This window comes from Rathayibacter sp. VKM Ac-2803 (genome assembly GCF_009807175.1).
GTDB lineage: Bacteria > Actinomycetota > Actinomycetes > Actinomycetales > Microbacteriaceae > Rathayibacter.
In genome coordinates this window covers 3,965,556-3,988,627 of record NZ_WUCD01000001.1, presented here as the reverse complement: position 1 = coordinate 3,988,627, position 23,072 = coordinate 3,965,556, and the positions used below count along the sequence as shown (strand labels likewise).

Below are 23,072 nucleotides of genomic sequence, written 5' to 3'. Positions count from 1 at the left end.
GAACGAGAACACCAACGGCCTCATCCGCGACTTCTATCCCAAAGGCTTCAACTTCAACACCATCACCGACGACGACCTCGCCGAAACCCAGCGCCTCCTCAACATCCGACCCCGCCAAACCCTCGAATTCCGCAGCCCCACCGCCAAGATGAGAGAACTCATCGCCGTTGCACTAGCCGCTTGAAACCGCCTGCGCTGCACGGTGCGTCTGTGACGGATCGATCGGCCGGGGTCGGTGGGAGCGCGCAAGCCTGCTGGTCGAGTAGCCGCCCGAGGCGGCGTCTCGAGCGGCGAGGCCGCGTTGCGCCATTCGAGTACCGAGACCCGCCAGCTTCAGCAGATCGGGCTTCTGATCGGGACTTCTGGCGCTGGTGGATCTCGATACGCCCGCTGCGCGGGCTACTCGATCAGCAGGCAGGGACCACACGCAGGAAGCGACTCGATCAGCGAAGGACGACTCCACTGGCTGGAGCAGAGCGACCCGCGCGAGCTCGCTGGTCGAGCCCGCAGCCGCCGGAGGCGGCGTATCGAGACCCGGCTCTCGGCGTCCGGGCCGAGCGGCTCAGTTCGCCTTGAGGGCCTCGCGGAGGCTGACGCGCGAGCCCATCCGGAGCAGCGAATTCGTGTAGATCGTGCTCGCGACGGCCATCACGGCCGCGGTCGCGACGACGAGGAGGGCGAGCGAGACGAGCGGCTCCCACCACTCCGCCTCGCCGAAGAACAGCCTGACGGGCATCGCGACCGGGGCGCTGAACGGGATGTACGACAGGATCCCCATGACGAGCGGGTTGTCGCCGAAGAAGACGACTCCGAAGTACGGGACCATCACGAGCATCATCGCGGGCGTCATCACCGCGCCGGTGTCCTCCTGCCGCGACACGAGGGCAGCGCCGGCGGCGAAGACGCTCGCGACCAGCACGAACCCGAAGACGAAGAAGACGACGAACCAGATCAGCGGCGCCGAGAGCAGATCGAGCAGCTCGGTCTGGCCGGTGATCGCGAGACCGAGCGCCGACGCGGCCGCGATGGCGGCGGCGGTGCCCACTCCGATCACCGAGTTGCCGAGGATCTTGCCGGCCAGCAGCGCGCGAGCGGGGACCGCGGCGAGCAGGATCTCGACGATGCGCGACTGCTTCTCCTGGACGGTGTTCTGCATGATGGTCGCGCCCGAGCCGATCACCGCGATCATGAAGACCAGCCCGAAGGCGAGGCCGATCAGGGCGCGCAGGCCCGAGGGGGTCTCGGAGGGGTCGAGGAGCTCGACCTCGGGGCTGACCGAGAGGGCCGAGACGAGGTCGTCCGGCGCCTCGTCGAGGGCGATCAGCGAGAAGCCGATCGCGGAGTCGTCGGGGACGAGCGCCGCGTCGACCGATCCGGAGCGGACCAGCTCCTCGGCCTCTCCGCGGGTCGCGACGTCGGTGACGTCGAGGGCGTCGGAGTCGCCGACCGCGGCGGGCACCGACCCGACGACGGCCACCGGGGTCGCCTCGACCGCGCGGTTCCCCAGCACGCTCGAGAGCACGATCCCGCCGATGACCAGCGCGAGCGTGATCACCGTCGAGATGAGGAACGCCTTCGAGCGGACCTGCGACAGGATCTCGCGCTCGGCGACCAGCAGGGTCGCGCCCCAGGTGCCCAGGCGGGCGTCGTCGTTCGTCGTTCTGCCGGTGCTCATCGCGCCACCGCCACCTTCTCCTCGGCGCCCGAGGGCGCAGCCACCACGATGTCCCGGAAGATCTCGCCGAGGGTCGGCCGCACCGGCCGGAACGACGACACCGTTCCCCGCTCGACCGCCGCGCGGAGCACGACGTCGGCGGCCGCCGAGTCGGCGTGGAACAGCGCGCTCGTGCCGGCGAGCTCCACGACCTCGACGCCCGGCACTCCGCGGATCCAGCCCGCGTCGCCGGTCATCTCGAGCGACCAGCGGTCGCCCGAGTACTGCTCGCGCAGATCCTCCCGAGAGCCCGCCGCCTTCACCTGGCCGCCGGCGATGATCACGAGGTCGTCGCACAGGCGCTCGACCACGTCGAGCTGGTGGGAGGAGAACAGCACGGGGATGCCCCGCGCGGCGTGCTCGGCGATCACCGCGACGACCTCGTCGACGGCGAGCGGGTCGAGCCCCGAGAAGGGCTCGTCCATGACGAGCACGTCGGGGTCGTGCACGAGCGCCGCGGCCACCTGCACGCGCTGCTGGTTGCCGAGCGAGAGGGCCTCGAGCTTGTCGCGTCGGCGCTCGATGAGGCCGAGGCGCTCGAGCAGGTCGTCGGCGCGCTGGACGGCCGTCGCCTTCTCGATGCCGTGCAGCCGCGCGAGGTAGGCCAGCTGCTCGCCGATCTCCATCTTCGGGTAGAGGCCCCGTTCCTCCGGCATGTAGCCGAAGCCGTGCAGCGCGGCCTGGCCCACGGGCGAGCCGTCGAGCGTCACAGTGCCGGAGTCGGGGCGCAGGACCCCCAGGATCATCCGCATCGTCGTGGTCTTGCCCGCGCCGTTGCCGCCGACGAAGCCGGTGAGGCGCCCCCGGCCCACGTCGAAGCTGACGTCGTCGACGGCGCGATGGGCTCCGTAGCTGCGACTGATGTTGTGCACGCTGAGCATGCGACCTCCTCGGGCCTGGGCGATGCCTCCACGCTACGAGCGGGCCGTGCCGAGCGCTTCCGGCCCGGGGGTGACGCCGCTCCTCCGCCTCCGGGCGGAGTCCGCGGCGAGAGGAGGAGTCAGTCGACCAGACCGGACCGGTAGGCGTAGGCGACGGCCTGCACCCGGTCGCGCAGCGCGAGCTTCAGCAGCACGTTCGAGACGTGGGTCTTCACCGTCGCGCGGCCGACGAGGAGCTGCTCGGCGATCTCGTCGTTCGAGAGCCCCTGCGCCATCAGCCGAAGCACCTCGGCCTCGCGCCGGGTCAGCTGCTCGGGCACGGCGCCCGGCGGCAGAGCGGAGGTGCGGCCCCGGTCGCGGGCGACGGCGCGCTCGATGACCGCGCGGGTCAGCTCGGGCGCGAGCAGCGCCTCCCCGGCCGCGATCGCGCGCACGCCGTAGACCAGGTGCTCCGGAGGCGAGTTCTTCAGCAGGAATCCGCTCGCACCGGCGTCGAGGGCCTCGAGCAGGTAGTCCTCGCGCTCGAAGGTCGTGAGCACGAGCACCCGGGCGGTCTCCTCCGGATCGGCGAGCAGCCGGCGGGTCGCCTCGAGTCCGCCGATGCCCGGCATCTCGACGTCCATGCAGACCACGTCGGGGCGGGCCATCGCCACGACCTCGAGCGCCTCCTCGCCGCTGGAGGCCTCGCCCACGACCTCGATGCCGGGCTGCGCCGAGAGGATGGTGCTGATGCCCTGCCGCATCAGCGCGTGGTCGTCGACGAGGACGACCCGGACGGCGCGCTCGTCGCTCATACCCGGACCCCCAGCGGCACGGTGACCCGGACGACCCAGCCGGAGCCCGCGCGCGGCGCCGCCTCGAAGGCGCCGTCGAGGGTCGCGGCGCGCTCGCGCATGCCGAGCAGGCCGAGGCCGCCGCTGCGCTGACGCGGACCGGGGCGGCCGAGCCCGTCGTCGGCCACCTCGAGCTCGACGGAATCCTCGTCGTAGCGCACGTGCACGCTCGCGCGGGTGCCCGGGCCGGCGTGCTTGAGGACGTTGGTCAGCGACTCCTGGGCGATGCGGTAGAGGTTGAGCCCCACTGTCGCCGGCACCTCGAACGGCTCGCCGACCCGCTCGAGCGAGACCCGGAGGCCCGCCGCGACGGCGTCCTCGACCAGCGCGTCGAGCGCGTCGAGGTCGAGCGAGGCGGTGACCGGTCCGAGGGCCGACTCCTCGTCGCGGAGGGTGCCGAGCAGCTGGTACAGCTCGCTGACGGCCGCCCGCGACGAGTCCTCGAGGGCCACGAGCTGCCCGCGCGCCCGGTCGGGGTCGGTGCCGAGCAGCGTCCTCGCCGCCGCGGCCTGGACCCCCATCAGCGAGACGTGGTGGGCGACCGCGTCGTGCAGCTCGCGCGCGATGCGCAGGCGCTCGATCGTGATCGCCTGGCGGGCGACCTTCGACTGCTCGTCCTCGAGCTGCTGCGTGCGGAAGTCGGTCAGCGCCCGCTGGCGCGCCGACGACCAGGCGTGCTCGCCGAACCACCAGGCTCCGGCGAAGTAGAGGACGTTGACCAGGACCTGCTGGAGCATGTACGCGGCGACCGGGGTCAGCGCGCCGATCCCCTCGCCGTCGAAGTCGAGATCCTGCGTGCTCGCGCGGAAGAAGGTGATCATCAGCCAGATCCCCATCGCGGTGACGAGCAGCCCGCGCGCCCAGGTCGCCCGCGACCGGTTCGGGTCCCACGCCCCGACGCTGTAGAGCGCCATGAAGAGGGCGATATTGGTGATGGTCACCTCGGGGACCCGCAGCTCCCCGGCGAGGACGAACGCGGCGCTCGTGACGGCGAGCGCGGCCACGGGCTGCACGCGGCGGAACGCGAGCGGGAGCGTCACGAGGGCGAGGAGGCCGATGCTCGGCAGCGGCTCGGCCGGATCCGGCCACATGCCGATCGCGCGGCCGAGCACGAGCGAGAGGATCGACGCGCCGAAGAGGACGGCGGCGGTCGCGGCGTCGACCTTCCGCTGGTCCGCCGTCACCGGCGACCGCTGCCACGCGCGCGAATCCGGGTCGACTGTCATCTCCCATTCAATCTAACGGCGGAGGAGCGACACCGTGTCTAGTCGTAGGGCACCCAGGTCCCGCTCGTGGGAGCCGGAGCCTCGGGCGCCGTGTCGCGGACGACCGAGTCCGGATCCGTCGACGGGGTGATCCGCCCGCCGTGCAGCACGAGGACGTGCTCGCGGCCGCGGGCCTCGCCGATCGCCCGGAGCACGTCGGCCACGGCGGTGGCGCTCCTGGTCTCGAGCGCCGCCCGCGCCGCACCGTCGAGCACCATCGCGCGTCCGCTCCCGTCGCGGGGACGCAGGAGGAGCGCCCCGCCTTCGGCCTCGGTCACGACGAACGCCGACGCGAGCGCCTCTCGAAGGGTCATCCGAGGACGCTACCGCGGGCGCACTCCGCGGCGACTCTCAGTCGGTCGGCTTCATCCAGAACGGCGAGTAGTGGTAGCCGTCGAGGTCGTCGAACTGCCGCTGGTACATGAAGGGGTAGTCGTCCGTGTCGCCGATCCGCCCGCCGGCGGCGCCCGCGCGCTCGGTGAGCTCGTCGACCGCCTCGCGGCTGCCGAGGTCGAACGAGACAGTGACCTTCGAGGGGGTGCCGGGCACGCCGATCAGATCCTCGGTGCCGCCGACGCTCGCGTACATCTCGCGGCTGCTGAGCATGACGTACTGGTCGGGCGCGATCGCGAAGCACGACGCGTTCTCGCTCGACATCTCGGCATCGAGGGTCCAGCCGAGGGCGGTGTAGAAGGCGGTCGCGCGCTCGACGCTCTCGACCGGGCAGCTGATGAAGAGGCTCATGCGGCCCACCCTCGCAAGAAGCCGGCGCGACGACAAGGGCTGCGGGGCGCGACAGCGCCGAAGCCGCTTCGCGTCTCAGTGGTGAGGGAAAAGAGGGCGCCCCTCGCCCTTGCCTGCTGATCGAGTAGCCCCGCAGGGGCGTATCGAGACCCACCAGCTTCAGCAGAGAAGGCTCAAGTCCTGGTCTTCTGAAGCTGGTCGGTCTCGATACGCCCGCTGCGCGGGCTACTCGATCAGCGAGGGAGGGGCAATGCCTGTGAGGTGGTCTCTCTGTGGTGGGGGAGAAGGGATTCTGGCAGCGAGCATGCTGGTCGAGTAGCCCCGCAGGGGCGTATCGAGACCGACCAGCTTCAGCAGTTCGGGCCTTCGAGCTGGACTTCTGACGATGGTGGATCTCGATACGCCGCGTGCCGCGGCTACTCGATCAGCGAGGGAAGGGCCTCACGCGGAGGGTGATTTCTTGCGGGCTCGATCAGCGAGGACGGGACCACACGCAGGAGGACGCTACGGGGCGGCGCTCGCCGACCACGCGATCTCGAGGTCGCAGCTCCCGCCCGGCGGCAGCGCGGTCAGCGGCCCCAGCACCTCCAGCTCGACGAGGTGCGCGGTCGGGTGCAGGCCTTCGAGCGAGTCGATCGGCGCGTCCGTCGGCCGCTGCAGCCACACCTCCACCTTCGAGCCGCCGTCGGGCCACTCGCCCTCGACCGCGGGCTCGGTCGCGAGGCGGAGGGAGGCGCCGGACGACTCGCGGTACTGCACGGATCCCGAGGCCCGCGGGTAGCCGCGCTTGGCGACTCCGGTGCCGAGCGGGAGGACGACGTCGCGCCCCTCGAGAGACGACGACACCGCGCCCTCGTACGAGCCGAGGTCGAGCTCGACCGGCTCCCCGTCGTGCGGCACGACGACGCCTCCGCCGGGCGCGGTCGCGACCTGGCACACCTCCCAGATCGCCCACCTCCGCTCGGTCGCGGACACGTTCTCGAACGTCACGCGCTCGCCGAACGACGAGCCGACCGCCGGGATGGTGAAGCGCCGCGTCACCCGGAGGCCCGACCGCGGATCGTCCGGGCTCGTCAGCACCACCTCGACCGACGACTCATCGACGGTCCACTCCGACGCCCACGCGCCCGAGTCGAGCACGGGATCCGGGGGCCCCGCCCACTCGTCCGGCCCCGACCAGCCCTGCGGTGCGGGCCAGGTCTTCGAGCCGCCGAGGTTCGCCCAGGTCGACATCCCGCCGGTCCCGGCCGGCCACTCGGCGACGGGCGCGACCGGGGTCAGAGCGGAGGAGACCAGCTCGGGGTTCTGCCAGAGCAGCTCGCGCCCGCCGCAGACCAGCGAGAGGAGGCGCCCGCCGCAGGTCGGCGCGAACACCAGCTCCAGGTCGGGCGTGCTGACGGCGAGCAGCGGCAGGTCGCCTCCGCGCGACTCGACGATCACGACGGCTCGCGCAGCGCCGAGCGCAGGTCGGCGACGACACGGCGCAGCTGCGCCACCTCGGCATCGCGGAGCCGCTGCGGATCGGAGTGGAACAGCAGCATCGTCGGCAGCGAGGTGGCGAAGTAGTCGACCTCGCCGGGCGTGGCGGCGAGCTCGTCGACGAAGGCCTCGAAGCGGTCGAGGGTCTCGGCGGCGGCCCGCCCGTCGCCGAGGCGGGCGAGCGCGAGGATCGCCGCGGCGCTCCGCTCGGTGAAGGGCTGGGCGGCCATGCCCGCGAAGTCGCGGGTCGCGCGCGACGCCTCCGCCCAGGCTTCTCGCGCGCCCGCCGCGTCGCCGCAGGCTGCCAGCGCGTCGCCGAGCGCGAGGTGCAGCTCGGCGGTGGTCGCGAGGGGGTGCCTGGCCTCTCCGAGGGTCGGCGGAGGCGTCAGCGCGGCCAGCACGGCGGACCGAGCGGTCTCGGGGTCCGCAGCCGAGCGCACCGCCGCGAGGCACGCGTCGTCCCAGGCACCGAGCACCTGGCCCTCGCCGCCCTCCCACGGCTGGAAGCGGCGCGACGTCAGCGCCCGCAACGCCTCCTCGTGCCGCCCGACGGCCGTGAGCAGTCGCGCCGAGACGACGCTGAGGTCGTCGCGCTCCTCGACCAGGGCGGGCCGCGCCTCGAGGGCCGCCAGTCGCGCGGCGGGGCTCTCGCCGCGGCGCTCGGCCAGCTGGTCGGCCTCGAAGAGCAGGCGGGCGTCGTCGGGCAGGCGCCGTCGGGCGGAGGCGTAGTACCGCGCCGCGAGGTCCGGGTCGTGCAGCACGTTGTACGCGGCGACGCCGAGGTTCCGCTCGACGAGCGCCGCGAGGGAGTCGTCGAGGTCGCCGTCGAGCGCCGACCGCCAGGCGTCGATCGCCTCGGCGCCCCGGCCGCGGTCGTAGCGCCAGCTGCCGAGCAGCGACCAGGCGAGACCGTCGTGCGGGTCGAGCCGCACCGCCTCCTCGAGCACCGCGATGTCGTCGAGTCGCGAGGGGAGGCAGTGGGTGGCGTCGCTGCGGGCGGCGCGGGCGCGCGCCTCCCGGGCCGCCGACGCCTGCCCGCGGCGGGCGAGCAGGGAGGCGCGGTGGTAGCCGATCAGCGGGCCGACGTTCACCTGACCGAGCGCGGTCGTCGCGCTCTCGGCGAGGGCGAGCACCTCGAGGGCCTCGTCGTCCCAGCCCGCCGACGCGTACTCGAGGGCGACGTCGAGCAGCGTCGGAGCGTCCGTGGTGAGCGTCTCGCCGGCCAGGTGCCGCGCCCACTGGTCGAGCGGATCCAGCGCCAGGGTCTCGGCGAGCAGGCGCTCGGCCTCCTCCGTGCGGCCGAGGGCACGGAGGACGAGCACCAGCAGATCGCGCGCCTGGAGGTTCTCGACGTCGTGCCGGAGCACGGTGCGCAGCACCTCCTCCGCGTGCGCGGGGTCGGAGAGGCGGGCGAGGGCGAGCGAGGCGGGGGTGACCCACGCCGAGTTCCAGGCGGATTTCGCGAACGCCTCCGCCGCCTCCGTCGAGCGCCCGAGCCGCGCCAGGGTGAGGCCCAGGCGGTAGAGCGCCTCGCCGTCGGCGGGGTTGGGCGCCCAGGCGAGCTGGCGCGCGAGGGCCCGGCGCAGGTGGGTGAGCGCCTCCTCGTAGCGGGCGGCGCCGTGCCTGCGGGCGGCGAGCGCCACGTTGCTGCGCACGTCCGAGGGGTCGCGGCGCAGCGCCTCCTCCCAGTACGACTCGGGGGAGCGCGTGGCGTGGCGGTACTGCTCGAGGTACTGCCCGATCAGGAACAGCTCCTCGAGCGTGCCGACCTCGGTGGGCGCGGGCGGTGCGACGGCCGGCGCCGGGGCGTCGGAGTGCGAGGGGGAGCGGTCGATCGCGGCTCCGTCGACCGCGACGAGGAGGCGCCCGCCGTGGTGCACCTCGACGGTGAGGTCGGCGAGCCGGACGCCGGGGGCCAGCTGCCGATCCACGACGACGGGGGAGCCGGGCTCGGCGTCGTGCACCGATCGCTCGCCGCCCACCACGATCTCGAGGCCGGCGCGGACGGCCGTGACCGCGACTCCGATCCGCAGCACCGACTCGTCGACGAGGTCGAGGCGGAGGGCGGCGTCGCGCGTCGCCTGCTGTGCCGGCCCGATCTCGGTGATCGGGTACCAGTACTGACTGAAGGCCTTGGTCTCGCCGGGCGCGAGGAACGAGAAGTCGGGCTGGTTGTCGGTGTAGACGCCGGCCATCAGCTCGACGTAGGGCCCGTCGCCGTCGGTGAGGTTCGCGTCCCAGGCGTGGCCGAAGGGGGCGTCGCCCCAGGTCCACTGCTTCTTGCCGGGCGAGATCGCGCGGTCGGCCCAGTGCACGAAGCCGGCGCGGCGCCCGTGGTCGTAGCCGCCGAAGAAGGCGTCGGCGGTCCTGGTGACCATGTACGAGGTGGGCACGGGGATGTTGCGGTACCAGTCGAGCCGGTCGGCGTCCGGATGCTCCGCGTCGACCCGGGCGGGGTAGTCGACTCCGTAGTACTCGCCCTCGACCCGGGGGAACGAGACCACCGCGCGCTTGGCGTGATCGGCCACGTGCTCGACGTCGGTGGGGAAGAAGGACTGGTAGTCGTCGTTCACCGCCGCCGCGACGTTCGCCCACCAGAGGAAGGTCTGCGTCTCGTCGCTGCGGTTGAACAGCCGCACGCGCGCCTCGATCAGCGACGAGTCGGGGCGGAGCCGGATGCCGTGCATCCCCTTCATCCGCGCGAACGGGTCGTGGTCGGAGCACCAGACCGTCACGGCGCCGTCGTCCTCGTGCTCGATCGACACGTCGGTCGGCAGGAAGGTCGCGGGCCGGTGGTGCTGCGGCCAGTTGAACTCGATCCCGCCCGAGATCCACGGGCCGGCGAGCCCGACCAGCGCCGGCTTGATGACGTTGTTGCGGTAGAAGACGTCGTAGTCGGCCGTCTTGTCGTAGGCGATGTGGAGGCGCCCGCCGAGCTGGGGCAGGACGACGAGCCGCAGCCAGCGGTTCTCGAGGTGCACCGCGTCCCACGCGTGCGGCGACTTCTCGGCGGCGATCCGCTCGTGGAACGGCAGGGGGAACACCCGCCCCGACGAGCCCTGGTAGACGCGGGAGTCGAGGAACGCGGGATACCGGTCCGGCTCGCCCGGCAGGTAGGTGTCGATCAGCAGCGGCTCCTCCCACGCCGCGACGCCCGCGCCGGACTGGTCGGCGGGGACGGGAGGGAGGATCAGGGTCGACTCGGCGGTGAGCATGGCCTCAGCGTAGGAACGGCCCGCAGGCGCTGGAACGACCGATCCGGCGGCGTCCCTGGACGGAACGACGACCGTGCACCAGGCTGGCGGGATGGCGATCGAGGAGGGCTTCCCCGGGCAGCGGCTGCTGGTGATGCCGCGTCCGCGTGTGCGGGCGGCTCTCGCCGGCCCCGGTGCCTCCCATCTCGTGGTCACCGACGCCGGCTACTTCCCGGAGGCGCGCGCCCACGCCAGGGCGAGGGTCGAGGGCATCGCCGAGTGCATCATCCTGGTCTGCACCCGCGGCGCCGGCTGGTGCGAGGTCGGCGGAGTCAGGCACCCCGTGCAGGCCGGTCAGGTCGTGCTCCTGCCGCCGGGCACCCCGCACTCCTACGGCGCCGACACCGCTGCGCCCTGGACACTCTGGTGGCTGCACGTCGTCGGCCGCGACCTCGCCGAGTTCCTCCGTGTCGCGGGAGTGATCGCCGCGGCGCCGGTCCGCGATCTCTCCGACACCTTCCGCATCGTCGCCCTCGTCGAAGAGGTCGTTCAGGCCATGGAACGCGACCTGACGTTCGCGAGCACGCTCGCCGCCTCCGGAGCCGCCTGGCACCTGATGGCCCTGCTCTGCTCCGAGCGCACGGCCGGAGCGCCGCGGGTCTCGGCGATCGACCAGGCGATCGAGTACCTCCGCCAGCACGTCACCGACCAGGTCTCGATCGGCGATCTCGCGCAGACGGCGCGGTTGAGCCCCTCGCACTTCGCCGCCCGGTTCCGCCAGGAGACCGGGACCTCGCCGCTGAAGTACCAGACGCAGCTGCGCATGGCGCGGGCGCGCGCACTGCTCGACACCACCGACCTGCCCGTCGCGCAGATCGCCGCCCGGGTCGGCTACGCGGATCCGTTCTACTTCGCGCGGCAGTTCACCGCCGTGCACGGGGTGCCGCCGATCCGGTACCGGCGGGAGGGCAAGGGGTGAACGTCAGCGCGGTTCGGTGAAGATCGCGTTGCACTCGAGCTGCAGGGCGACGTCGTCCCACATCGGGTGCTGCGGCGCCGCGTTCGAGCAGACGATCGACCCTCGGGCGCCGACCCGGCGCGACTCCCGCATGGCGAGGCGGCAGTACTCGGCGCCGATCGGGCCCTCCTCGAAGCGGCCCTCGAGCGGCGTGTAGCCGACCCAGCCCTCACCGAAGACGAGCGGGATGCCGCGCATCGCCGCGTGATCGGCCGCGACGGCGATCCAGGTCTTCAGCGTCGCCTCCATCTCGAGCTGGTGCCGGCCGTAGTGCTCGTAGAGGAACCGGTCGATCTGCCCGGCGTCGCCCCAGTCGTGCGCGTAGATCTCGCCCTTGCCGACGATGGTCGCGGTCAGCTTCCACTGCGACTCGGGCGGCAGCGTCCACTCCGCGATCGGAGGCGCCCCGTCGAGCAGGAAGGTCTCTGCTGCTCTTTCCTGCTCGAACTCCTCGATCGGCCGCCGCAACGCGAAGTCGCGGAGGAAGTCGTCGAGCACCCCGTAGATGTAGGGGTGCACGACGAGGACGTCGGAGTTCCAGGGGATCCCGCGCATGCCGCCGACGGGCACGTGCGCGTAGTTGACCGAGCAGGGCACGCCGGGAGCGAGCCCGTGGAAGCGGTTGATCCCGCGGGTCAGGCGTGGTCGGAGGGCGAGGGTCGCCTCGTCGAGGTCCTCGTACTCGAGACCCTCAGTGAGGTGCCCCGCCTGCACCTCGTTGTGCAGCTCGACGAAGGCGACCCGGTCGTCGAGGTCGTGCTGTTTCAGGAACGCGATCAGCCCCGCGTGCGCCTCGGCGAGCCGCTCGGCGCGCTCCTCCGGCGGCACGGCCATCAGCGCATCGAACCACGCGCGGTCCTCGGCGAAGGCGGAGGACTGCTGGTACTCCCAGGACGAGACGATGACGAACACGTCGTGCCGCTCCGCCGCCTCGAACAGCGCGAGGAGGTGCTGCCGAGCGTCGATGACGGTCGGCTCCTTCACGTCGTACCAGCGGACGCGCTGCGCGTAGTCGCCGCCGAGCGGGCCGAGCTTCAGCGCGCTGGTGTCGATGTCGGTGCCGAACAGCAGGAACGGCATCGCGCAGATGCGGATCGTGTTGTATCCGCGCTCGACCGCGCCCGCGAAGGCCGCGTCGAGGTCTTCGAACGGCTCTCCCGGGCCGGTGCGCACGTACCAGGAGAAGTCCCAGAGGGTGATCGTGAGCTTGTCCGGCACGAGCGGGCCGAGGGGGACGGGGCGGGTGGGGGACGAGTACTCGTCGATGAGCATGGAGTCGAGCGTACGGAGGGGGGTGGGGGCGGGGACATGGTGGATCGGGCGGAGTTGCTGGACGAAACGACGGGGAGCTGGGCGTCTAAATGGTTCGTGCCATGAAGATCGCCAGGTGATCAAGCTCAGACCGGCCGCGGAACGGCGCTGTACCAGCGCGTTCGGGTCATGGACGATCTGGCGGTTGGCATTGTGGCAGCTGAATCGCGAACTCCACGTGCGGAACCCAGACCGTCGAGTACAGAGCGAATCGCCTCGTGCTCGCATCAGGTGGCCTCTTCCGGCGGGATCGTGCGGCGCGCGAAGCCAGGTGATCCGAGAGCCCGGTTTAATCGCCGTCAGGACCGTCGCTGACTCCGGCAGCGCTCGCGCCAGCAACTGACGGCCGCCGAGATGCTCGGTCGCGTTGCGTCCGGGTCTAGACCCTGACTCAGATCCGTTGCGTCGCCTTGAGATCGACCCCAGCGCAGCTCGTCTTCGCCGTAGCTGGACGTGTTGCGGTGGGGTGTACCTCGTGCACTAGTTGGCTTGGACACTTCAGGTCTCGATATCGTCGCCTGAGAACGATCCTTCGGTACCTCCTGTTGATGCGGAACGAAAGCCAGCAGCTCGCGTGAGTGTTTGACGTGTCGCGGTCCCCGATGACGGGTCATTGGGGGACGTCTTGCACGACTTCCGCTTCGTTGCCGACAGGGTGCGAATCGAACAGTTGTTGCGGACCCGGGGGCGGCTCTACGCGGTGCTCGCACCGGCAATCGCTGACTTCCCCGAGGTTCCAGCCTTCACGGTGTCGATCGGGCCGCTCTCGCAATGTGGAATATTGCTGAGAGGATTGGGGGTGGCTACCCGTTCACTTCGTCGCGTCAGGAGCCGCTGCTGCGGTGTCACCACACGCGCAAAAGGTGCGGGTTCGAACTGCGGCAGAGAATTTCGACGAATGCTCGACTACATTTGATACTCTCGGACCTAGAGAAATGCGGTGTAACGGACAGTGGGCGTGCGGCTTTAGTCTGGTTGCGCCGTGTTGGCAACCGGTCAGACCATGCCCGATGAATCAACGTGACTGTAACGAGCCGAAGGTCGATGTGTAATGACCAGACCAGATGAAGCCAACGCACGTTTGTCGGATGCTCTGAGCCGGTTGCGCCAGTCGCTCAACTTGGGCGCCGTCGCCGTCGTTGGTGCAGGGCTATCGATCGCGGCACGCTTCCCTGCGACGGCCGGCCTTGACGCGCTGTTGTACGAGTCGCTCGACGAGCCGCCGCGATCATCAAGTAAGACACCGCCCGATGATCTCCAGTTGTGGAATTCCTTGGCGGCAAGCCGAAAAGCCCGTGCGCGATTTCAAACACAGTTCGCTGCGATAGACAGGGACCGGAGCGCAGTTCCGTCACCGGCGCATGAAGCGCTCGCCCGTCTTATCCACGCCGGGGTTGTCGAAACCGTCGTGTCACTAAACTGGGACACGGCGCTCGAGCGAGCCTACGAGCGGTTGTATGGCACCCGAATTCCTGACGGAACCCTCCATAAGCCGCATGGGGATGCGGCCAATGTGAACTCGGATTGGATTATGCCGCACCAGGGTGGCGTTGTGACGGCTGCGGTCAGGGCGAGGATCAATGAACTCGTGAATGAGCACGCCCGCACTCTCGTAGTGGTGGGTTATTCTGAAAGCGACGAGATCATTGCGCGCGAGTTGATCGGCCAGCTTGGCAGGCTCTGGAAGACCATCCGCATTGGGCCCAGCGTCACCGGCGAAAACGACGTAGCACTCACCGCCGAAGACGCACTCAACCGCATAACCGCGGATCTCCTGCACGCCGAAGAGGCTAGCAGCTGGCACAGCGTCAGATTCGGAGGAAGCCGAGGCTTTGACGCCGCCTTGGCGGGAGAACGTCTCGGCCCATCCGACGTTGATGCGTGTCCTGAGCTTGCAGAGGTTGATCGCGTTGTTTCTGCCCTAAATCACCAGCGGGCGGTCGTGCTTAATGGGCAGAGCGGTAGTGGCAAATCTATTACCGCCTACCAGTCGCTGCGTAAGCTAGCACACTCGGGCTACGAGGTGCTCCGCCTTCGTGACAACGCCCGCGACAGCAGCATGGCATCGTGGTTGCAAGATCTGAATATTTTCCCTCAACGCAAGGTTCTTTTTATAGATGACGCACAGGACGTGCCAGCAGACACCGTGCGCGAACTCGCAGAGATCGCCACACCAGGTCGCCTTGTTCTGATCGTCGGCGTTGATCAAGTGGCAGGTGGCGTCACGACGGTCAATATCAGCGGGGTTGGAGCCGTTGCGCAGATTGCTCACTACATTCGCACAAACTCGGAGACGGTGCTTCCACTCGTGACCGGGCTGGACGACCAGGTTGGAGATCATCCTGGTCAGACGCCGCTTGAATTTCGCCTTGGCGCGGCGGAACGAGAAACGTCCGCGTGGCGGTTCTTCTACGTACTCACCGGAGGGTGGCGTCGCGCCCGGCGCCTCGCGCTCGAGCTTCGTGAACAAAACCGTGCCGACTTGGCGCTCACTGCCGTGGCAGTCGCACAGATTGCAGGCGTAGATGCCGGTGTGACGCGGCTGGAGCTGCGCGGACTTCTTAGCGTGCTTGACCGCAACGAAGCATGGCTCATGTCGGCGCTGGAAACTCTGCTGTCGTGTAGGGCCATCATCGAATCGGACGACAGGCTTCGCTGTCCACACTTGCAGTCTGCTTATCACGTTGTTGGCTGGATGTTGCATCCGCCGTCGTACGACTACACGCCCCCAGAATCTGCTGTTGTAGGCGCAATCGCATCGGCAGACGAGCACGTCGTTCCTGCAGCCAGACCTTCCCGCCGCGAAATCCGGAGGGCGCCGGTTCTGCCCGAAGCAGAGGTTCTTTCAGACCAGACAATCACTTCAGCCATGATCGGTTATTACCTCGATCTACCCTCGACACCGCTGCGAGGGTGCACTTGGCTAATCGGACGTGGTCTAATAGGAGACTCAAAGTGGGTGCTGCAGTACAAGACGCGACTCCTAGACGACGTAAAGTGGGGCGAGCTGGCCAACCGTGCTATCGCGTGCCCAAAGGACAGTACGGCAGAGGGCGCACAACTGTTGACGGAGACGATGACGTGGTGCCCAGAGGTGGTGCGGCCAATCCTGCGGAACCGCGAGGAGTCTGTCTCCGCATGGTTTCGGCAGCTGACACCCCAGAACGCGTGGGCTCTGGGTAACCTGATCAATGTTCTGCATAACCACGACTACCGAGAGCACACCGAGGACTCGCTTCGATTGGCATCCCGGGTCAGTCCGACACGGTTGGCTACCCTTCTTTTAGAAGGCGGATGGGGCCACATCTATTCGACATCACGAGGCGTCGAGCGGATCTTGACGGCAGCAAGCGTCGAGCTGCGCGCCGCGGCCGCCGCCGAACTCGATCGAGTCAGCTACCAGGAGTTCCTGGGGGCTAAGCATGATGACCTAGACGCAATTGTTGCGCTGATTAAAGCGGTCGCGGCCATCGACTACGCATACTCAATTGATCTCTTCAACAATTTCGCGTCCGAATTCGCGCGACTTTTCTCGGCTGACCCAACCAACAACTGGAATGAGGCTTTCGAGGTGCTGGGGTTCGTCCTCGGCTTCGCTCCCAAGTTTCTCCGCGGTCGCCGCAAACCATCGCAGGAAGCACACGCTGCCGCTCGCAGCTTTTGTGAAGCATTGGATGAGGATCGGATAGCGAAGGCTTTTGCGTCACCGTCCGAGCTGTGGAACCGAACCAACTTCCCAGAATTTTTAAGCTTCTTAGGCGAGGTCAGCCCTCGATTCCTCCGCGGAGTCATCGGGGCCATGGACCTAACGGAGTTCGAGCGAAGACTGCTTGCTCTAACCAACCCCAGCGATGCGGTATTTTACGTCACGCTCGCTGTATGGGAGCAACGACCAGATGATGTCAATCCAATCCTCGAGCGTGTCGCTGCTTCGATGACGCGGCTAAGCCCCTACTTCGCGCTCATGTCGCCAGAGTTGGCGTTCGGCGCAATGAGGCGCGGCGTCCCGCTCGACCTTGGGTTGCAACACCACCGATGGGCATTCGCCGCAGCGGTCGCGTCCCGCATGGCAGAAGTCGATCGCGACCTCACGGCAGAATTGCTCGAGTCCAACTTGATGACCATGGTCGAGGGTCTGGCTGGCAATTTTAGTGACCCTTTCGAAGGACTGTCGAAGTGGATCGCGGTCGCGGACGTAGTCGATTCCACGTATGTTGATCGTGTCCTCAGTGCACTTCCCGAAGGCGCTGTAAGTCGGTGGTCTCGGGCAATCAGACGACCGAAGAGGCACGGACACGCGCGACGGCGCGAGATAATCCCCTTGGTATCTCGGGCAAGAGACATGCGCGGACATGTTGGACGCGAATCCGAGGAGCTGCTGCGCCAGTTCCCTGCCCTAGCCGCGGAGATCGCACGCAGTTCTGCATAGTTGCGTCGCGCATAGGTGGCTACACGTCGTGGGTGCAAGCGACGACAGCTTGCCGCGGGGCCGAGGAGTCCGCCGGGTCGTGACCGCACGGCTGTCCTCTTAATTGACGAGTGCGCCAATAAAATCACCCGGTCGTGCGTGTGTCGGTAGACAGCGTTTCGCGGTTGTGCCGCCCGCCGCGGCCGCCCCTCCGCACTCGGCCTCCGTGCCACAACGGCTGGCTTGGCCGATGTCGGTCTGCTGCGAGTGTCTCGGAACTTCCAGCTGGTACCGGCCGCGATCGCGATCACCGATGGCGACGTCTAAATCGCTACCATACACGCCGACGGCGGTAGAATGGAGTCTCGATTGATGAGCCGTCACGGGAATGGATCAATCTGCTAGACGGCCGTCCATGAGTGCTGGCAGAATTGCTGCTATGAACCCAACTTTCGTCGTACGTTCCAGGGAGCAATGGCCGGATCGGGCATTGAATGTCTTCACGTTGAAAGAAGATCGTTGGGATGATTATCACTTCAAGACAACCTTCCACCTCTTCCGAGGCCGTGGTGATGAAGACCCGGAGAACTTCGGGATTGTCAAGATCGCACGGTTCGGAATGGGTTCCGAATCCGGACGAACGACGCTGGACCGCTCGTTCAATACGCTCGGCGAGAATTTTTTCTCACTCGGTCAGGATCGAGAATATTATGACAAGATTCTCGCGCTGGACAAACCGATGCGACAAGCCGTACTCATTGCGCTCCGTGATATTGCATTTGACTCTGATCTCTACGACCGGGCTCGTAGTGAGTTTGTTACCTCGTCATCTTTGCTGAGGGACGTGAATGACTTGGTGGTGAAGACTCAGTTCAGACGGATCACCCACGGGCGGGCGGTCCTAAGCCACTACGAGTTCACCTACGACCCACCTCAAGAGTCAGAGAGCACACCGCCCAGACTTAGTTTCCGTGTCTCCGCGGACTCGACCCCACCTACGAATGTTCATGTGCTCATCGGCGCCAATGGTGTAGGCAAGAGCACTCTCATGCGGAACTTTGCGGCGAGCCTTTCCGCTGGCTCTGATCCGCTCGCGGTCGGCTCCTTCGGGCACGAACAGCTCGAGGATAGCGTCGGCCGGCGGGTGCCCTTTAACAACGTGGTAACAGTGGCCTTCTCTGCCTTTGACGTCTTTCCAACTCACCTATTAGATCCGACGGGTGAGCGCGGTGACATCGCGCATGCGGTCGTCGGTCTAGGGGATCTAGAAGCGCAATTTGCGCAGAATCTTCGTCTGTGTGTGCGCGGCCCGCGACGGGAGCGATGGCTGGCCGCACTGCGACGTCTCACCGATGTCGACGCAGTGCTACGAGACGAACGAATGGAGGATGTTCTCAACTTGCCCGTTATGGGTGAAGAGGTTAGTGGTGCCGGGGAAAGACTCCGATCCCTCAGTTCTGGACATAAAATAGTCCTGCTCACGATCACCGCTATTGTTCGATTCGTCGAAGAGCGCACGCTGGTATTAGTCGACGAGCCCGAGACGCACCTTCACCCGCCGCTTCTCTCGGCATTCATTCGTGCCCTGTCGGAATTAATTGGCGAACGAAATGGCGTTGCAATCGTAGCTACCCACTCGCCGGTGGTCTTACAAGATGTCCCTCGCTCCTGTGTTCATGTAGTGCGTCGGCGCGGCCGCGACATTAGCGTGAGCCCGCCCATGATCGAGACCTTTGGTGAGTCGGTGTCGGTGCTCACGAGCACCGTCTTCGGACTTGACGTGACGACGACGGGATTTCATTCCCTGCTTGATCGGGTAACGGGAGCCGCGTCGTCGGAGCGCGATGAACTGCATCTTCAGCTCGGAGCCGAGGGCAGGGCACTTCTTCGTGCGCTGGAAGACGACGAAGAGGATTCGAGCTAGTGGATTTTCTTGGCGTACCCGCGCTGGATGTAGGAGCGGTCTTCGACACTGTCGTGGAATCGACGCAAGACGCAACGCTTCGACATCAGCTTGCAATGGAGCGGGCTCGGATTGTCGCCGGCAGCGGGAGCTACGCGACAGCGGCCAGCGTGGGAACCCTAGGCCAGCTCGTCGCATCGCAGTTCACATCGTCGAATGTTCGACCTTCGGAGATGGTAGCCCTTTACGAACGACTTCGGAACAACACGCTTCCCCGAAAGATCTACGCGGAGCTCCTGCATCAAAACGCGTTCAGTCGGTGCGCTTACTGCAGTGATAGAGATGCAGCGACACTCGACCACTATCTAGGGAAGGCGTCGTTCGGCATATTCGCGGTCCTCCCGGCCAACCTTGTTCCGGCCTGCATGCCCTGCAACTCGGCTCGAGCGGTCCGAGAGCAAAGGACACGTGCCCCGGCTAACACATTGCACCCCTATTACGATGACATGGCAACGGTCAGGTGGTTGCGAGCGCGGATAGTGGACTCAGGTGGACCTGTTGCCCGTCTCTTCGCTGACCCGGCGGCCGTGTCGACGCCATACTTGCGAGCTCGTTCTGCCGAGCACCTCACGGCGCTGAACCTCAAAATGCACTTCAAACTGAAAGCGGCGCAGGAGCTGGCAGGTCTAGATGAAACACTCCCAGACACGCTCTTGCGCCGAGGAAGATCTGCCGTGGTCGACGATCTCCAGACGCAAGCGCGACAGCGGGCCGCTGGCCGCACGAACTGCTGGGAACGTGCTCTCTTCGAAGCCTTGGCCGAGAACGACTGGTACCTCACGACGTATCTGCCGAGTTTGGTTGCCCGAGGGCCGGCGTCGCAGGATCCGCGCCGGCCGATCCCCCTTCCGTGAATATCTCGCGACGATGATGTCGAGGATCGATCCGCGCCACTGCGCCGAGGAGTGACTTCGGCAATCTGCAGGCACTGGGTCCCCTCGCGGCAATGGCCGATAGGCCCTGATTCTGTCTGGCCCGACGACGGGCTCAGACTTTAGCCCTCCACTCCAGAAGGCCGTCAGGATGCCAGGAGCGCCGAGGCCGCGGGCTGGTCGACCATGGTGCGCGCGCCGTAGGGCGCGGGGGCCAGGCAGAGCATGTGCCGAGCGGCCGCCCCCGCGCCCCCGCCTATTCGAGCAGCTTCCCCGCCGTCGCGACCTCGCCGATCAGCGCCTGGATCTCCTTCGGAACCGCCGGGATCTCCTCGCGCGTGATCCCCGTGCTCGGGGACCACACCAGGTTCACCTGCAGCGCCGGATCCATGTCGGGGTAGTCGCTGCGGTTGTGGCAGCCGCGGCTCTCCCGACGCTCGAGCGCTGCCTCGAGGGTGGCGCGTGCGGCCATGGCGGCGGACTTGAGGTCGAAGGCGTGCGCGAGGTCCTGGAATCCGGCGATGTCGGGGTGAATCCCGATGTCGGCGGCTGCAGGGCCCGCACGTTCTCCTCGCCGTCGGCGGCCAGCAGGCCGGCGATCTCATCGCGGGCGACCTGCACCGACGCCGCCGAGCGGGTCTGCGCGGTGAGGGAGGCGGAGTAGCCCGCGGCGGTCTGTCCGACGAAGCGGCTGAAGACGAGCAGTGCGATCAGTGAGGTGTTGCTGAGTCAAGACCGTGTCGCCGGCAGAAGGGAGCACGGCGGTCGGGTAGTGACGGCTGGATGCCGACGGCGCCTCGCAGCGCCGTGTCTCAGCGCGCTACCGCAATGAAAGAGGCGACGAGCATGCTCACGGTGGGGAAGCCGCAAACTGCGCCTCGCCGTCCTTGCTCTGCCTGCCGAGGAGCGTCATGGCGAGCACGCTGCCGCAATCGCCCTCCACACGCGCTTACCCAGCGCTCGGTCGTATCGATCGAGCACTCGCCAAGACGGATGCTCGTCATCGGAGAGATGCGGGAGAACGCGTCGCAGGTGCAATCGGTCCTTCCGGGTCAGCGAGTCCAGCGCCAGAGCACGAGGATTGCCTGCTGCCGCTGCCAGGACGGCCAGATCGTCGAGGTGGCGGCGCGGATCGCGAGAGTCGGTGGCGTACGCCGCCGACTTGGCGATGAGCGCTCCGAGTTCGTCCGGTACGTCGATGGTCACGGAGTCACCGCCCGAGTTGAGCCTGTAGACGTCGCGGCGCATCAACGCCTGCGCGGCGCCGGGTGAGCGCAGCAATGGTCGGAGCTGCCACCGCGTTCGTGTTCGCACATCGCGGGCGACCATGACGTCGACGATGTCGCGCTCATTGCGGACGAACCGGTGCAGCGGCACCCCACGCGAAGGGTCGCGAGCTGAGAAGCCGAGTGAGGTGAGCGGACCCGCGACATCGCGGACGGTGTTCGACCTGATGTCGAGCAGTACATCGACGTCGCTCGTCGGTCGAGTGGCCTCGACTCCGGCGCGGAGTGCGTGCAAATGGACCATCAAGCCGCCGACCAGCACCCAGCTTCCCCGCGGGGTCGCCGCGGCCAGTTCGAGGACGAGAGGCCACGGCGAGTCTCGCGGCACGTCGACTACGTGCGATCTGCCAGCCATGAGTTCCTCAATCGCTCGACCGCGTCCAGGCCTGCCGTACGCACTCGGGCCTGATCGTCGCGTGCTGCGTCGATGGCGATCAGTGCTCGCGGCGTCTCGGACCAGGGGAAGATCTCGTCGATGAATCTGTGCAGCACGATCCTGCCGTTCTCGTCATCAGGGACGAGCATGGCGTGGTCGACGAGTTCGTCGTAGGTCATGCCTCTCGGGTAGCCGTGTGTCCGCCTGACCTGGCCGACCAGTGCTTCACCCGCACGAGCGCCGAGACGCGCGATAGCGCCCTCACCGGTCAGATGCAGGTGGTCGGCCGCGAGTTCCGGTCGTCGCGTTGCGAATCGTTCGATGCGGACCGACCGCGAGACCGCAGCGACGAGCTGCTCGGCGGTTCGTCGCCGGATGATCGCCTCCTGCCGCGACGTCAGCCGGGATCCGTCCGAGAGCGCCGTGACCAGCGCTCTCGCGGTCACAGCGGAGACAGGCCTGCCCGGAGCGTGGCTCAGGCGCTCGCGCTCGTCCACCGCGGCGGCCGAGACCAGCCAGCTGCGGTGGATCTTCTCGCCGCTGAGCTGCCCGGTCGTCAGCATGTCGACGACCCGACGGGGAGACACGCCGAGGCGCCTGGCCGCTTCGTCGGTCGTCACGAACCCTTGCATGTATAAACCATCCTTCGACGGAATAATAATGCACAGAATGTGGCGTCTGTAGTCGTTGACGATCCTTTCGGCGCGAAGCGCCGTCCGGCCCCCACTCCTCATACACGGCGTCTGACAACCCCCTGTCGCCTCCGGTCGCCCGGCGGTGCGCTTGAGCATGCGTGAAATGAAGTTCGTGAAGCTCGTCAGCCGCCTCGAAGACGCGGCCGCCCTCGACCCGCTCGTCGCCCGTGTGCGGAAGGTGGTGAACACTGTCATCCATTCGCAACCCGTGCGGGACGTGCTGTACGGGGTCCCGGTCGGGCACCCCGTGCATCCGCTGCTCGTCCTCGTTCCCGCGGGGGCGTGGCTCTCGGCGGCGGTCCTCGACCTGCTGCCGGGCAACGAGCGGGCGGCGCGCACCCTCATCGGCGTCGGAGTGGTCAGCGCGTTGCCGACCGCCGCCGCCGGCTACACCGACTGGTCGGAGCTGCACGAGCAGCAGATGCGCGTCGGACTCGTCCATGCGGGGGCGAACGCGATCGCGACGGCTCTCTACGCGGCGTCCTTCGTGCGGCGCGGGCGGGGGCTCAGCGGGAGCGGGAAGGTCCTCAGCATGCTCGGGCTCGCCGTCGTCTCGGGCGGCGGATACCTCGGCGGTCACCTGAGCTACCGGCAGGCGGCGGGAGTGAACCACGCGGAGGACGTCCCGCATCGCTTCCCGAGCGGCTGGCAGCCGCTGGGGCCGCTGGACGACCTGCCGCAGAACGAGCTCGTCAAGAAGGTCGTCGCCGAGACGCCGCTGGTCGCGCTGCGCCGCGGCGATCGGGTGGATGTGCTGTCGAACGCCTGCAGCCACCTCTCGGGCCCCCTCGACGAGGGTGAGCTCGAGAGCGCCGGTGGTGAGGCCTGCGTCACGTGCCCGTGGCACTCGAGCGCCTTCTCGCTCGAGACGGGCGAGGTGCTGCGCGGGCCCGCCACCGCTCCGCAGCCCCGGTTCGAGACGCGCGTCACCGACGGGCAGGTGGAGGTGCTGCTGCCGAACGCGGGGTGATGGGGGAGCTCTCCGGCCACTCATTGTCAGCGGATGCCGTCTGCCGGTCCGCGGCGAGGCTGT

15 protein-coding genes and 2 pseudogenes are annotated in these 23,072 nt (G+C 68.0%); 5 read left to right on the top strand and 12 right to left on the bottom strand.

The genetic code is table 11. From position 1 onward, the window contains the following. Positions 1-184: pseudogene (locus GRS96_RS18790) on the top strand (IS30 family transposase); the annotation flags it as partial. A 378-nt stretch (positions 185-562) separates the two neighbouring features. On the opposite strand, the gene GRS96_RS18785 reads toward GRS96_RS18790, so the two are convergent. From GRS96_RS18785 to GRS96_RS18750, 8 genes are all read right to left on the bottom strand, one after another. After that, positions 563-1,675, bottom strand: coding sequence for an ABC transporter permease (locus GRS96_RS18785; protein ID WP_159853084.1), 1,113 nt, complete (start codon positions 1,673-1,675; stop codon positions 563-565). After that, positions 1,672-2,595 carry an ABC transporter ATP-binding protein gene (locus GRS96_RS18780; protein ID WP_159989192.1) on the bottom strand — a complete coding sequence of 308 codons (924 nt, stop codon included), beginning with the start codon at positions 2,593-2,595 and terminating at the stop codon, positions 1,672-1,674. Before GRS96_RS18780 ends, GRS96_RS18785 begins: the two co-directional genes overlap by 4 nt. Positions 2,596-2,714: 119 nt before the next feature. Continuing rightward, complete coding sequence (locus GRS96_RS18775) at positions 2,715-3,389, bottom strand: response regulator (protein WP_159989191.1); 675 nt, start codon at positions 3,387-3,389, stop codon at positions 2,715-2,717. Next, entirely contained in the window at positions 3,386-4,654 is a 1,269-nt protein-coding gene (locus GRS96_RS18770) for a sensor histidine kinase (RefSeq protein ID WP_159853080.1), read from the bottom strand. The genes GRS96_RS18775 and GRS96_RS18770 overlap by 4 nt, the downstream gene beginning before the upstream one ends. A 38-nt stretch (positions 4,655-4,692) precedes the next feature. Further along, positions 4,693-5,007, bottom strand: coding sequence for a hypothetical protein (locus tag GRS96_RS18765; protein WP_159989190.1), 315 nt, complete (start codon positions 5,005-5,007; stop codon positions 4,693-4,695). Positions 5,008-5,044: 37 nt separating this feature from the next. Beyond that, entirely contained in the window at positions 5,045-5,437 is a 393-nt protein-coding gene (locus GRS96_RS18760; protein ID WP_159989189.1) for a VOC family protein, read from the bottom strand. A gap of 504 nt (positions 5,438-5,941) precedes the next feature. Then, positions 5,942-6,877 carry a DUF4380 domain-containing protein gene (locus tag GRS96_RS18755; protein ID WP_159989188.1) on the bottom strand — a complete coding sequence of 312 codons (936 nt, stop codon included), beginning with the start codon at positions 6,875-6,877 and terminating at the stop codon, positions 5,942-5,944. Continuing rightward, positions 6,874-10,131, bottom strand: a complete 3,258-nt coding sequence (locus GRS96_RS18750; RefSeq protein ID WP_159989187.1) for a DUF5107 domain-containing protein — start codon at positions 10,129-10,131, stop codon at positions 6,874-6,876. The genes GRS96_RS18755 and GRS96_RS18750 overlap by 4 nt, the downstream gene beginning before the upstream one ends. Before the next feature lie 91 nt (positions 10,132-10,222). Between GRS96_RS18750 and GRS96_RS18745 the strand changes: the two genes are divergently transcribed. Beyond that, positions 10,223-11,089, top strand: a complete 867-nt coding sequence (locus tag GRS96_RS18745; RefSeq protein WP_159989186.1) for a helix-turn-helix domain-containing protein — start codon at positions 10,223-10,225, stop codon at positions 11,087-11,089. 3 nt (positions 11,090-11,092) lie between these two features. On the opposite strand, the gene GRS96_RS18740 is transcribed toward GRS96_RS18745, so the two are convergent. After that, positions 11,093-12,400, bottom strand: coding sequence for a cellulase-like family protein (locus tag GRS96_RS18740; RefSeq protein WP_159989185.1), 1,308 nt, complete (start codon positions 12,398-12,400; stop codon positions 11,093-11,095). Between the two features lie 1,090 nt (positions 12,401-13,490). Here GRS96_RS18740 and GRS96_RS18735 point away from each other — a divergent pair. Beyond that, positions 13,491-16,868 carry a P-loop NTPase gene (locus GRS96_RS18735; RefSeq protein ID WP_159989184.1) on the top strand — a complete coding sequence of 1,126 codons (3,378 nt, stop codon included), beginning with the start codon at positions 13,491-13,493 and terminating at the stop codon, positions 16,866-16,868. A gap of 394 nt (positions 16,869-17,262) precedes the next feature. Next, positions 17,263-18,771 (top strand): AAA family ATPase, encoded by a 1,509-nt coding sequence (locus GRS96_RS18730; RefSeq protein WP_159989183.1) that lies wholly within the window; start codon positions 17,263-17,265, stop codon positions 18,769-18,771. A gap of 1,167 nt (positions 18,772-19,938) precedes the next feature. Here GRS96_RS18730 and GRS96_RS18725 read toward each other — a convergent pair. The 3 genes and pseudogenes from GRS96_RS18725 to GRS96_RS18715 form a co-directional block, all read right to left on the bottom strand. Further along, positions 19,939-20,411: pseudogene (locus GRS96_RS18725) on the bottom strand (succinate dehydrogenase); the annotation flags it as partial. A gap of 180 nt (positions 20,412-20,591) precedes the next feature. Further along, positions 20,592-21,230 carry a hypothetical protein gene (locus GRS96_RS18720; protein ID WP_159989182.1) on the bottom strand — a complete coding sequence of 213 codons (639 nt, stop codon included), beginning with the start codon at positions 21,228-21,230 and terminating at the stop codon, positions 20,592-20,594. Between the two features lie 71 nt (positions 21,231-21,301). Next, the gene (locus GRS96_RS18715) at positions 21,302-22,135 is read right to left on the bottom strand and encodes a helix-turn-helix domain-containing protein (protein ID WP_159989181.1); all 834 of its coding nucleotides are present in this window, start codon (positions 22,133-22,135) and stop codon (positions 21,302-21,304) included. Between GRS96_RS18715 and GRS96_RS18710 the strand changes: the two genes are divergently transcribed. After that, positions 22,134-23,009, top strand: a complete 876-nt coding sequence (locus GRS96_RS18710; protein WP_159989180.1) for a Rieske 2Fe-2S domain-containing protein — start codon at positions 22,134-22,136, stop codon at positions 23,007-23,009. The genes GRS96_RS18715 and GRS96_RS18710 overlap by 2 nt on opposite strands. The last annotated feature ends 63 nt before the right edge of the window (positions 23,010-23,072 follow it).